Here is a 13045-nt window from a genome sequence, read left to right as displayed (position 1 = left end):
CCGCCCGTCACCCCGCCTTCGCGCCGACCAGGGCCAGCACCCGGTCGGCATAGTCCGGGCGGCAGATCAGCAGATCGGGCATGTAGACATCGGCCTGGTTGTAGCGCAGCGGCGTCCCGTCGATGCGCGAGCAATGCAGGCCATGGGCCAGCGCGACGGCGACGGGTGCGCAACTGTCCCACTCATATTGGCCGCCGCTGTGCAGGTAGATATCCGCCGCGCCGCGCGCGACCGCCATCGCCTTGGCGCCGGCCGAGCCCATCGGGACCAGTTCGGCACCCAGCGCCTGCGCGACCGACAGCGCCTCGGGCGCCGGGCGAGTGCGGCTGACGACCATGCGTGGCGTTACAGGTGCCGGCGGCACGGCGATGGGCCGGTCTGAGCGCATCACCAGCCCCATGTCCGGCAGGGCGACGGCGCCAAGGGTGGCCACGCCATCCACGGCAAGCGCGACATGGACTGCCCAGTCCGCCCGCGCCTCGCCATATTCGCGCGTGCCATCGACCGGATCGACGATCCAGACGCGGGACTTAGCGAGCCGATCCTTTGTATCACGGCTCTCTTCGGAGAGCAGGCCGTCGTCAGGTCTCTCGCGTCCGAGCGCCTCGCACAGATAGGCATTGGCGAGCGCATCGCCCTCATTGCCCAGCGCCTTTCCGTCGAAGCGCGCTTCATCCCGCAAGGCGAGCAGCCGCCGGCCCGCTTCCTCCGCGAGGTGCGCGGCCAGCTCTGCGTCCGTCACAGATCCGGGCTCCACACGCCCACGATGCGCTCGACGATGAGGTCCGCCGCCTGCTCGGGCGTGAGGGCCTGGGTGTCGATGCGGATTTCCGGCTTCTCGGGCGCTTCATAGGGACTGTCGATCCCGGTGAAGTTCTTGAGTTCCCCGGCGCGGGCTTTCTTGTAGAGGCCCTTGACGTCCCGGCGCTCCGCCTCGGCCAGCGGGGTGTCCACGAACACCTCGATGAACTCGCCCGCCGGCAACATCGCGCGGACCATGTCCCGCTCGGCGCGGAAGGGCGAGATGAAGGCGGTGATCACGATCAGCCCGGCATCGGCCATCAGCTTGGTCACCTCACCGACGCGGCGGATATTCTCGATCCGGTCGGCCTCGGTAAAGCCCAGATCCTTGTTCAGGCCATGGCGGACATTGTCGCCATCAAGCAGGAAGCTGTGCCGCCCCAGCGCGAACAGCTTCTTCTCGACGATGTTGGCGATGGTCGACTTGCCGGAGCCGGACAGGCCGGTGAACCAGAGCACCGCAGGCTGCTGGCCCTTCTGCGCCGCATGGGCCTCGCGGCTGACATCCATCGCCTGCCAGTGGACATTCTGCGCCCGCCGCAGTGAGAAGTTCAACATTCCCGCCGCAACGGTGGAATTGGTGATCTTGTCGATGAGGATGAAGCCGCCCAGCGTGCGGTTCTCGGCATAAGGCTCGAACACGATAGCCTTGTCGGTCGTCAGTTCGGCAACGCCGATGGCATTCAGCTCCAGAGTCTTGGCTGCGAGATGCTCCATGGTGTTGACGTTGACGACATATTTGGGCGGCTGGACCGTTGCGGAGACGGTCTGCGTGCCGATCTTGAGCCAATAGGCCCGACCCGGAATCAGGGCATCGTCGGACATCCACACAACGGTGGATTCGAACTGATCGGCGGCCTGCGGAGGATTTTCGGCGGACGCGATCACGTCGCCGCGGGAGCAGTCGACCTCGTCGGCAAGGCAGAGCGTCACCGACTGGCCGGCAACGGCTTCGTCCAGATCGCCATCCAGCGTGACGATACGCGTGACGGTGCTGGTCTTGCCCGAGGGGAGCACGCGGATGGCATCACCCGGCTTGATCGCGCCGCTGGCGACCAGGCCCGAGAAACCGCGGAAATCCAGGTTCGGCCGATTGACCCATTGCACTGGCATACGGAACGGGCGGGCCTGATCCGCGCTGTTATCAACCTCGACCGTCTCCAGATAATCGACCAGGGTCGGCCCCTGATACCAGGGCGTGTTGGTCGAGAGGGTCGTGATGTTGTCGCCCTTGAAGCCCGAGATCGGCATGGGCACGAATTGCTCGATGCCGATTTCCTTGGCGAAAGCGGCATAATCCGCGACAATCTTGTCGAACACGGCGCGGTCGTAGCCGACCAGATCCATCTTGTTCACGGCGAGCACGATGTGGCGGATGCCCACCAGCTTGGCGAGATAGCTGTGCCGCCGCGTCTGGGTCAGCACGCCCTTGCGCGCATCGATGAGGATCACGGCAAGATCCGCCGTGGAGGCGCCCGTCACCATGTTGCGGGTATATTGCTCGTGACCCGGCGTGTCGGCGACGATGAACTTGCGCTTTTCCGTCGTGAAGAAGCGATAGGCGACATCGATGGTGATGCCCTGCTCGCGCTCGGCGGCGAGACCATCGACCAGCAGCGCGAAGTCGATCTCCTGCCCCTGCGTGCCGACGCGCTTGCTGTCCGCCTCCAGCGCCGCAAGCTGATCCTCGAAGATCATCTTGCTGTCATACAGCAGGCGCCCGATCAGGGTGGACTTGCCGTCATCCACGCTGCCGCAGGTGATGAAGCGCAGCAGCGACTTGTGCTGATGCTGCTCCAGATAAGCATCGATATCCTGCGCGATGAGGGCATCGGTCTGGTAGATGGGGGTTTGGGAGATGGGATCGCCGGTCGTCACGATTTGAACTCGCAAATAGCCCTCTCCCCTTCAGGGGAGAGGGTTGGGAGAGGGGAAGCCGAGGGACGCAGGATTGGAGCTGCGCGATGACGCAAGCCCCCTCTCCCCGGCCCTCCCCCCTGAAGGGGAGAGGGAGAAAGCTGTGCCATCAGAAATAGCCCTCCTGCTTCTTCTTCTCCATGCTCGCGGCACCGCCATCCTTGTCGATGATGCGGCCCTGCCGCTCGCTGGTGGTGGTGAGCAGCATTTCCTGAATAACCTCGGACAGCGTGCTCGCCTCGCTCTCGACCGCGCCGGTGAGCGGATAGCAGCCCAATGTGCGGAAGCGGATCGAGCGCATCACCGGCTCCTCGCCGGGGCGCAGCGGAAAGCGCTCGTCATCGACCATCAGCAGCATCCCGTCCCGCTCCACGGTCGGGCGCGGCTGCGCAAAGTAGAGCGGCACGATGGGGATGCGATTGAGTTGGATATATTGCCAGATGTCCAGCTCGGTCCAGTTGCTGATCGGGAAGACGCGGATACTCTCGCCCTTGGCCTTCTTCGCATTGTAGAGGTTCCACAACTCCGGGCGCTGGTTCTTGGGGTCCCAGCCATGGCTGGCGGTGCGGAAGGAGAAGATGCGCTCCTTGGCGCGGCTCTTTTCCTCATCGCGACGCGCGCCGCCGAAGGCGACGTCGAAGCCGTAGAGATTGAGCGCCTGCTTGAGGCCCTCGGTCTTCCACATGTCCGTGTGCAGCGGGCCATGATCGAACGGGTTGATGCCCCGCTCCTTGGCCTCGGGATTCTGGTATACGAGCAGTTCCATCCCGCTTTCTTCCGCCATGCGGTTGCGCAGCTCGTACATCGCCTTGAACTTCCAGGTCGTATCGACATGGAGTAGCGGAAAGGGCGGCGGTGAGGGATAGAAGGCCTTGCGCGCCAGATGCAGCATCACCGCGCTGTCCTTGCCCACCGAGTAGAGCATCACCGGCTTTTCCGCCTCGGCCGCCACCTCACGCATGATGTGGATGCTCTCGGCTTCGAGGCGTTCGAGATGCGTGAGCGTACGGGTCATGGAAAGTCCTGGACTGGATGGGCCGGTGGCATTGTCGATCAATCTTGGCCGATTAATCTGGCCACGCTGCTAGCCCAGCACCAGAGGCGGTGCAGCAAGCTTTTCCTACGATCCGCCACAGTTTGGCTTGGGCAGTCGCGCCTGAGTTTGCGACTGCCCCGTGAGAAGCGGGCCCTTAAGCCTCTTCTGCCGCCTTCTTCTTTGCCGGCGCTTTCTTCGCGGCAGGCTTCTTGGCGGCGGCCTTTTTGGCAGGCGCCTTGGCGGTCGCGGCCTTCTTCTTGGCCGGTGCCTTCTTGCCCTTCTTCTTGGCCGGCGCGGCGGCCGCGCGCGCATCGATAAGCTGAGCCGCTTCCTCCAGCGTCAGCGCGTCCGGCGCCACGCTCTTGGGCAGAGTCGCATTGGTGGTGCCATCGGTGACATAGGGGCCATAGCGGCCTTCCATCAGCTTGATCTCGGCCTCGGTGCGGGGATGTGCGCCCAGAACCTTGAGCGGCTCGGCGGCCTTGCGGGCGCCGCCGCGATTGGCGGCATCCGCCAGCTTCGCGACGGCGGCATTCATGCCCGTCTCGAAAATCTCCACGGTAGAGCCGAGCCGCGCATATTTACCCTCATGCGCCAGATAGGGACCATAGCGGCCGAGGCTGGCGACGATCGGCTTGCCGGTCTCGGGATGGTCGCCGATCGTCCGCGGCAGCGAGAGCAGCTTGACCGCCCAGTCGAGCGTCAGTTCGCCATCCGGCAGATCCTTGGGGATCGAGGCGCGCTTGGCTTCCTTGCCATCGCCCATTTCGACATAAGGCCCGAAGCGACCCGACTTGCGCAGGATCGGCTCACCGGTCTCGGGATGCTTGCCAAGCTCTTCGGGCCCGGTGTCTGCCTCGCCGCTGCCCCCAGGCTGGCCGAATTTGCGGGTGAACTTGCACTCGGGATAATTGGAGCAGGCGATGAATGCGCCGAAGCGCCCGCCGCGTAGCGACAGGCGCCCGTCCGCGCACAGCGGACAGGCACGCGGATCGCTGCCGTCGGCCCTCTCCGGGAAGAGCATCGGCGCGAGAAATTCGTCCAGCTCCGCGGTGATCTCGGACGGCTTGCGATCCATGATCTCGACCGTCTTGGGCTTGAAGTCTCGCCAGAAGGCTTCCAGCACCGCCTGCCACTGGGCCCGGCCGCCGGAAATCTCGTCCAGCTCATCTTCAAGACCGGCGGTGAACTCATAGGCCACGTAGCGCTCGAAGAAGCGCTCGAGGAAGGCCGTCAGCAGCCGCCCGCTCTCCTCGGCAAAAAACCGGTTCTTCTCGACACGGACATAATCGCGATCCTTGAGCGTCTGGATCGTCGAGGCGTAAGTGGACGGGCGCCCGATGCCCAGTTCCTCCAGGCGCTTGACCAGGCTCGCCTCGCTGTAGCGCGGCGGCGGCTGGGTGAAGTGCTGCTCGGCGCGCACATCGCGCTTGGCCGGCTGGTCGCCTGCGGACATGGCAGGCAGCAGCTTGCCGTCCTCATCCGCCACATCGTCGCGGCCTTCCTCGTACAGGGCCAGGAAGCCGGGGAACAGCACGACCTGCCCGGTCGCCCGCAACGCGTGCTGGCCGGTGCCGTCGGTGAACTCGACCGCCGTGCGCTCCAGCCGCGCCGAGGCCATCTGGCTCGCCAGCGCGCGCTTGAAGATCAGATCATAGAGCTTGGCATGAACGCCCGAACCCACGCTCTCGCGCGTGAACTCGGTCGGGCGGATCGCCTCGTGCGCTTCCTGCGCGTTCTTGGCCTTGGTCTGGTACATGCGCGGCTTGTCCGGCAGATAGCCACCGTCATAGCGGTCCGCGATGGCCTTGCGCGCGGCGGAGATGGCGCTGCCATCCATCTGTACGCCGTCGGTCCGCATATAGGTGATCGCGCCGTCTTCGTAGAGCTGTTGGGCGACGCGCATGGTTTCGTTGGCTGAAAGACCGAGCTTGCGCGCGGCCTCCTGCTGCAGCGTCGAGGTGGTGAAGGGCGGCGGCGGATTGCGGGTGGCCGGCTTGGTCTCGACCGAGGCGACGGTGAAGCGCCCGGCTTCCACATCAGCCTTGGCGGCCTTGGCATCGCCTTCTTTGCCGATGGTCAGCCGGTCTATCTTCTCGCCACGCCAGCGGACCAGCCGCGCCTCGAAGCTCTGCCCGGCCTGCTCCAGATCGGCGGTGACGGACCAATATTCCTGCGGCGTGAATGCCTCGATCTCGCGCTCGCGCTCGACGATGATGCGCAACGCAACCGACTGGACGCGCCCGGCGGACTTGGCGCCGGGCAGCTTGCGCCACAGCACCGGCGAGAGCGTGAAGCCGACCAGATAATCCAGCGCGCGACGGGCGCGATAGGCATCGATCAAATCTTCATCGAGCGCGCGCGGCGCCTTCATGGCCTCGGTCACGGCGGCCTTGGTGATGGCGTTGAACGTCACGCGATCGACCAGCTTGGGCAGCGCCTTCTTGTTGCGCAGCACTTCCTGCACATGCCAGCTGATCGCCTCGCCTTCGCGATCAGGGTCAGTCGCGAGGATCAGACGGTCGGCCTTCTTGGCCTCGTCGGTGATCGCCTTGAGCTGGCGCGCCTTGTCGCCATAATTCTCCCAGGCCATCGAGAAGCCATCGTCCGGATCGACCGAGCCGTCCTTGGCCGGCAAATCTCGAACATGGCCGTAGGACGCCAACACCCGGAAGTCGCCTCCCAGATATTTTTCGATGGTCTTGGCCTTGGCCGGTGATTCGACGATGACGAGTTGCATAGAGTTCCGCTAACGATCCTTACGTGTACGCGCGAGTCTGGAAACGGCTCGGCCGCAACGTCAAGCGAAATGCTTACTCGCCGACATCGGGCTTGTCGGCTGCCACATGCCGGCGGTGCCACGTCGCCTGCCGCCAGATATAGATCAGCACGATCAACAGGATGATGCCCGTCGACAGCGGCCCGAGGAACTGCTCAATATTGCTGAACCGCCGCCCGAGCACCCAGCCGGCAATCGCCAGGCCGGAGCTCCATGCCGCAGTGCCGACTGTCGACCACACGAAAAAGCGGACCAGCCGCATCCGCAGAACGCCGGCGGGAATGGAAATGACCGAGCGAATGGTCGGGAGGACCCGGCCGATCATCACGATCGGCCCGCCGAAGCGCCGAAACAGGCCCTGCGCGCGCTCGACTTCAGGCCAGTCGAGCGTCAGCCAGCGGCCGTATCGCTCGATGAGGGGGCGGAATCGATGCAGGCCGATCATCCGCGCCAGCGCATACCAGAACAGATTGCCGGCCATCGCGCCCGCAGTACCGGCCAGGATCACGCCGCCCAGCCCCATGCCACCCCGCGCGGCGAGCACGCCCGCGACCGGCATGATCACTTCCGATGGGATTGGGGGGAACACGGTCTCCAGAAGCATGAGCAGGAACACGCCGAACAGGCCGGTGCTCTCCACGATATCAAACACCCAATCCTGCATTGAAAACTCCAGTCCAGCGCGCGTTAGCGTTAGGAGACGGGCGGATCTGCAACACGCAGACCCGCCCTGCCTCAACACCCATCAGCGCAAATAGTTGATGATCGCATAAACGCCGATGGCGCAGAGCAGAACAATTATCGATATCGCCGTATAGCCGAAGGGCGAAATCCGCTCGATATGATCCTTGTAGAAGCGCTCATAGCCGGGCCGCAGGTCATCGCGAGCGGACAGCATCGCGACATCATAGGAGGAGGCCTCCTTGCGATACCAGTGGAGAAGGCGGCGCAAATCGTCCTCGTTCAGGTCAGGATATGCGGCGATCAAGGCGTCGATGCGCGCCTGCGCAGCGACAGCCCCGGAGTCGGGGGTCGTCAGTTGTTTCATGATAATTGTCCGAAGTTCGGGTGAGATAGGGCGCCGAGAAGGCGCGATTACCGAGCTTCAGACAGAGGGAGGCGGGCGTGGGCCTTGATTGCGGCGGGCCGCCTGATCGGGGGCTGGGTCAGTGCGGTCCAGGCGCAGCAAGAATTGGGGGACAGCCTCTGTGCGCCCTGCCGACACGACGTCAGGCGCATCGGGGAGAGGCGGTAGCGCCTGATGCAGCTCCGCCTTGGTAAACTCGCTTCGCCCCGGTGGGACCAGCGCGACTTCAACGGTCGAAGCGCTGAAAGCCGAGCCGTTGCGCGGCTGGAATGTCGCGGCACCGTCGGGCCATGCCTGCACCGCGATGAGCGCAAGGAGCAACAAGGATAGCAGCCGGCGCATCATCGCGCCGGGCAGTCCTCGCCCCTGCCACGCGGGCGGCGTGTCAGGCGATGCCACCTCAGGCAAGGCTCACCCGCCCCCCGGCATGGCGCTGCAGACGACCGGCAATCTCAAGCTCCAGCAGCGCCGTCTGCACGCTCGCCGGTGCTAAACCGCTCTGCCGGATCAGTTCGTCCACCGCCACCGGGCTGAGGCTGAGTAAACCGGTCACGCGCTGGCGTTCCGCCTCCCCCAGATTGTCGGACGGCGGCTGCGACAGGAAGTCGCGCTGCCCCGAGCGCAGCGCGCGGGGATCGAACGACGCGATCGCCTCCACGACATCCTGCGCGCTTTGCACCAGCGTGGCGCCGTCGCGAATGAGGGCATTACAGCCATGGGCGCGCGGATCGGCCGGAAAGCCGGGCACGGCCATCACCTCCCGCCCCTCCTCGCCCGCCAGCCGCGCAGTCAGCAGCGAGCCCGAGCGCGGCGCAGCCTCCACCACCACCGTCCCCAGGCTCATCCAGGCGATGATCCGGTTGCGGGCGGGAAAGTGGCGGGCAAGCGGCTCAGCGCCGGGCGGCAGTTCGGTGAGCAGCAAGCCCTCGCGCGCAACCCGCTCCTGCAGATCGGCATTTTCCGGCGGGAAATTGACGTCGATGCCGGACCCGATGACCGCAACGGTCCGCGCGATCCCGGCCCCCTGATGCGCGGCGGTGTCGATGCCGCGCGCGAGACCGGAGACCACGACGATGCCGGCCTCTTGCAGGGCATGGGCCAGTTCTCGCGCAAATCGGCAGGCTGCGGCGGAGGCATTGCGCGCACCGACGATGGCGACACAGCGCTCAACGCCCAGCCCCGCGTTGCCCCGGGCGATGAGCACCGGCGGGGCCCCTTCGGCCTGGCCGAGCAGAGCCGGGTAATCCGCCTCGCCCAGAAACAGATAATGCGCGCCCAGCCGCTCGACCTGCGCGATTTCGGCATCGACGCTGTGGCGATCACAGGGCTTGAAGCGCCGGTTTCCGCCGCGCGAGGCGAGATCGGGCAGCGCCTCCAGAGCGCGTCCCGCCGTGCCGAAGCGGGCTAGCAGTTGCCGATAGGCGACCGGGCCGATATTCGGCGTCCGGATGAGCCGCAGGCGATCGTACCGATCTGCGTTGAGCGTCGTCATGCGGCGCGGGAGCTTCCCACGCGCGGTTCTTCCCCGCGCAGCAGGCGCGCGATGTTCAACCGATGCCGCCACAGCACCACGAGCGCCATGCCGGCGATGGGCGCCGCCAGATCGGGCCGGCCAATCAGCAACGCTGCCACCGGCGCGCTGATGGCCGCGCTCATGCCGCCCACCGAACTGATCCGAAACAGGGCAAGCGCGGCCAGCCAGACCGCCGCAAAGACCAGTCCGGCGATCCAGGACAGTGCAAGACATACGCCCAGCATCGTCGCCACGCCCTTGCCGCCGCGAAAACTCAGCCAGACCGGATAGCAATGCCCCACAAAGGCCATGACGCCGCCAATAGTGGCGCCGCTGAGGGCCATATCACCGACCGGCATCAGCCATGCGCCGACCATCGCCGCGACGGCGCCTTTCGCGCCATCCAGCAGGAGCGTCGCAGCCGCGAGGCCCTTGCGCCCGGTGCGCAGCACATTGGTCGCGCCGATATTGCCGGAGCCGATCGCGCGCAGGTCCCCTGCCCCAGCCAGCCGCGTAAGGATGATGCCGAAGGGGATGGACCCCAGAAGATAGCCGACAAGCGCGACAAGGGCCGGCAACTGCCATTGCATGGACATTCTGCTCCTGTTTCGCCGGTGACCTTTGCGCAGCGGCGGGCGATCTTGCAAGCGGGGATCGCGTGCGAGGGCTCGGCGCATGGCGCGGACGGGCCCATCGCATGACTTTAATTTGCAACATTTCTGTCATCGATCCATCACAGGATCATGGCAGCGCAACCCGAGATGAAGACAATCGCGGTGTTCAGCCTCAAGGGAGGCGTCGGCAAATCCACCTTTGCCGTCAATCTGGCATGGGCCTCGGCAAGCCTCTCGGCGCGGCGGACATTGCTGTGGGATCTCGACCCGCAGGGCGCCGCGACCTGGCTCCTGGCCGCGCAGACGGAAACGCGCGACGCCGCCCGCGCTGTCTTCGCGCGGCAGCTGGAACCGGAAGACATCTGCCAGCCCACCGCCATCCCCGGCCTTGATCTCTTGGCCGCAGACATGTCCCTTCACGGTCTGGAGCGGCTGCTCTTCGATCTGGGTAAAAAGCGCCGGTTGGCGAAGCTCCTCTCGGGCCTCGCGCCGCGTTATGACCGCGTCATCCTGGATTGCCCGCCCGGGCTCACCGAGACAGCCGAGCAGGTGCTGCGGGGCGCAGATCTTGTCGTGGCGCCGGTGATCCCCTCACCGCTCGCGCGCAAATCGCTCGATGATCTGGCCGGCATCCTGATCCGGCGCGGCGGATGGCATCCCCCGATCCTGCCGGTGTTCTCTATGGTGGACCGGCGGCGCAAGCTCCATGCCGAGGCGCTCGGAGCCCATCCCGACTGGCCAATCGTCAGCTATTCCAGCCTTGTCGAGCAGATGGGCTTGCGGCGCGCGCCATTGGCCACCTTTGCAGCTCAGAGCCGGCCGGCCGAGCAATTCGCAACGATCTGGCAAGCCATCGAGCGCCGTCTCGCCAAGGAGTGAGGCGAAGGGATCAGGCGACCTCCGTCGCTAAGCGGCCGAACAGGCCGATGCTCTCGTCTCGCGACATGGGCCGGCCGAAATAATAGCCTTGGATCTTCGAGCATCCCAGCGCCCGGATGATGTCATATTCCCCTTCGGTTTCTACACCCTCGGCGGTGGTCTCCAGGCCCAGGCTGGTGGCCATCGCCACCACCGCGTTGATGATGGCGAGGCTCTCACGCTGGCCGCGAGCGGCGCCGTGAATGAAGCTTTGATCGACCTTGATGGTGTCAAACCGTGCGCGGGAGAGGTAGCCGAGCGACGAGTAGCCCGTGCCGAAATCATCCAGCGAAAGCCGGATGCCCATTTTCGCCAACCGATCGAGCGCCTGAGACGCGCCCGTCTCCTCCTGCATGAACACGCTCTCGGTCACCTCCAGCTCCAACCGGCTAGCCGGAAGCCCGGACTGCGCCAGAGCTGCGCTGATCTGCGGGACGATCTCGGGAGCGCACAGTTGCTGGGCCGACACATTGACCGAGAGGCTAACCGCGTCAGGCCAGTGACAGGCTGTCTTGCACGCCGTCTCCAGCACCCAAGCCCCGAGGCGGGAGATGAGCCTTGTATCCTCGGCGATAGGAATGAAGCGGCTGGGCGGAATCGGACCAAGCTGGGGGTGCGTCCACCGGCACAACGCCTCGAAGCCGATGACATGGCGGGACCGCGCGTTGACGATGGGTTGGTAGACCAGATGGAATTCATCGGCCTCGATTGCGTTGCGCAACGCCAGTTCGAGATTGCGACGCTCCTCCGCATCGGCGTGCATCGATGCCGTAAAGCGCAGATGCTTGCCGCGCCCTGCCTCCTTGGCGCGATACATGGCCAGATCCGCGCTGCGCATCAGCATGTCCGCATCCGTGCCGTCCTGCGGTGCCATGGCCGAGCCGATGCTAGCGCCGATGAACAGCGTCTGCCCATCGAGCACATAGGGTCTGGACACGACCTCGATGATCGCGCTCGCCAGCCGGTCGACATAGATGGGATCGGCCACCTCGCGCACGACTACGGCAAACTCATCGCCGCCGAGCCGCCCGCAGACTTCGTTGAGCGAGCAGACGCCGCGCAAACGTTCGGCAACTTGGGCCAGAAGCTGGTCGCCGACATGATGACCGAGCGTATCGTTCACCGATTTGAACCGATCGAGATCGATCATCATGAAGGCGCACCGCGTCTGCCACGTCTGCGTGTCTTCGACGGATTTAGCCAGTTCCTCGCCCAGATTGAGCCGGTTGGGAAGATTGGTGAGCGTATCCAGCCGGGCAAGCTGCGAAATGCGCTCGTTCGTCTCCTTCTGCACCGTGATATCGGAGCCGACGCCGCGAAAGCCCAGAAAATTGCCGGCCTCATCCAGCCGGGGAGATGCGGACAATGACCACCAGCGGCGCGCACCGTCGACCGTGCCGGACAGGCACAGGTCGGAAAAGGACACGCGGTCCTTGAGCTTTTCCGCCAGCACATGAAGGGCCGGGTCGAAGTCCCCGTTCGTCCAGGTCGATCCCGCCAGCACCTGAAGGATGGACTGGCCGTCCACCTCTTCCACCGTCTTGCCGAGCATCCGCGCAAAGGCCGGGGAAACCCCGGTCAGACGCCGGGCGGTGTCGGTCTGCCACAGCACATCGGCCCCGTCGCGATCATGCTCGCGCAGCAGGAGACTGACGACCTCGCGCTTTTCGGCTAGCGCCTTGCTGGTCGAGACCTGCACGCCGAACTGGTGCGCCTGCCAGAGGCTCGTCGCCAAAGCGAGCAGAGCATAGATCGCCACGACACCCGCCAGAAAGGGATCGGCATGGCGGAGCATCATCCAGACGGTGCCCGTGCCGATCGAGAGGATGAAGCCACTGGCGGACAAGGGAGTCGACTGGAACGAAATGGCCACCGACGCCATCAGGCAGCAGGCGATGGTCCAGAATGTGACCACTTCTTCCGGCCTGGCCTCACCGGTGAAGAGCACCATTGCGGCGACCCATATGGCGCCCTGCAGCCAGCAGATCGCGCCATGTCGCAACAATGCGGCCCGCGTCGCATCGGCATAATCCGACGCCACATTGACCCGGCGCAACCGCAGCAACTGCGCTTGTGAAATACCGAGCACCAACATCCAGACAACGAACATCCAGATATTGATATGGTTGTAAAACCGCGCGCCCACGAGCATGGCAGAGATGGCCGTGATCGTGGTGAAGAGCCCCAGCATCCGGTCTGCGGAGCGCAACTGGCTCCCGCATACAAGGCGCCCCTGCGCCCCGGGAAGCGGGCGGAATCCGCACAACAAGCCGAGCGAAACGACTTCCGTGGCGGGCGCTACGCGCTGGTCTGGGACGGTTGAACGCTTGGTCACGGCGCGGTCATATCGCGCGCAGGTTATCAACCCGTAAGCAAGCGC

At 65.2% G+C, this 13045-nt stretch carries 10 protein-coding genes; 1 reads left to right on the top strand and 9 read right to left on the bottom strand.

Features of this window, described 5'->3' with window-relative positions:
- Nucleotides 1-7: 7 nt before the first annotated feature.
- From M2337_RS10315 to plsY, 8 genes are all read right to left on the bottom strand, one after another.
- Nucleotides 8-742, bottom strand: a complete 735-nt coding sequence (locus tag M2337_RS10315) for a 3'(2'),5'-bisphosphate nucleotidase CysQ (protein ID WP_264570151.1) — start codon at nt 740-742, stop codon at nt 8-10.
- Entirely contained in the window at nt 739-2694 is a 1956-nt protein-coding gene (gene cysN / locus M2337_RS10310) for a sulfate adenylyltransferase subunit CysN (protein ID WP_319799432.1), read from the bottom strand. Before cysN ends, M2337_RS10315 begins: the two co-directional genes overlap by 4 nt.
- A 133-nt stretch (nt 2695-2827) precedes the next feature.
- Nucleotides 2828-3733, bottom strand: coding sequence for a sulfate adenylyltransferase subunit CysD (cysD, locus tag M2337_RS10305; protein WP_264570150.1), 906 nt, complete (start codon nt 3731-3733; stop codon nt 2828-2830).
- Nucleotides 3734-3908: 175 nt separating this feature from the next.
- Nucleotides 3909-6494: a type I DNA topoisomerase gene (gene topA / locus M2337_RS10300; RefSeq protein ID WP_264570149.1), complete on the bottom strand. Its 2586-nt coding sequence runs from the start codon at nt 6492-6494 to the stop codon at nt 3909-3911.
- A gap of 73 nt (nt 6495-6567) precedes the next feature.
- Nucleotides 6568-7197, bottom strand: coding sequence for a DedA family protein (locus tag M2337_RS10295; RefSeq protein WP_264570148.1), 630 nt, complete (start codon nt 7195-7197; stop codon nt 6568-6570).
- Between the two features lie 81 nt (nt 7198-7278).
- On the bottom strand, nt 7279-7581 hold the full coding sequence (locus M2337_RS10290) for a hypothetical protein (RefSeq protein ID WP_264570147.1): 303 nt from the start codon (nt 7579-7581) through the stop codon (nt 7279-7281).
- Between the two features lie 439 nt (nt 7582-8020).
- Complete coding sequence (dprA, locus tag M2337_RS10285) at nt 8021-9112, bottom strand: DNA-processing protein DprA (RefSeq protein ID WP_264570146.1); 1092 nt, start codon at nt 9110-9112, stop codon at nt 8021-8023.
- On the bottom strand, nt 9109-9729 hold the full coding sequence (gene plsY / locus M2337_RS10280; RefSeq protein ID WP_181559493.1) for a glycerol-3-phosphate 1-O-acyltransferase PlsY: 621 nt from the start codon (nt 9727-9729) through the stop codon (nt 9109-9111). Before plsY ends, dprA begins: the two co-directional genes overlap by 4 nt.
- A gap of 147 nt (nt 9730-9876) precedes the next feature.
- On the opposite strand from plsY, the gene M2337_RS10275 reads away from it, so the two are divergent.
- A complete protein-coding gene (locus M2337_RS10275; RefSeq protein WP_264570145.1) occupies nt 9877-10626 on the top strand; it encodes a ParA family protein in 750 nt (249 codons plus the stop codon).
- A gap of 10 nt (nt 10627-10636) precedes the next feature.
- Here M2337_RS10275 and M2337_RS10270 read toward each other — a convergent pair whose 3' ends face one another.
- On the bottom strand, nt 10637-13000 hold the full coding sequence (locus M2337_RS10270; protein WP_264570144.1) for a putative bifunctional diguanylate cyclase/phosphodiesterase: 2364 nt from the start codon (nt 12998-13000) through the stop codon (nt 10637-10639).
- Nucleotides 13001-13045: the final 45 nt, after the last annotated feature.

The organism is Sphingobium sp. B2D3A, assembly GCF_025961795.1.
Lineage (GTDB): Bacteria > Pseudomonadota > Alphaproteobacteria > Sphingomonadales > Sphingomonadaceae > Sphingobium.
The sequence above is the reverse complement of the archived record's forward strand: the minus strand, read 5'-3'. Positions and strand labels throughout refer to the sequence as shown.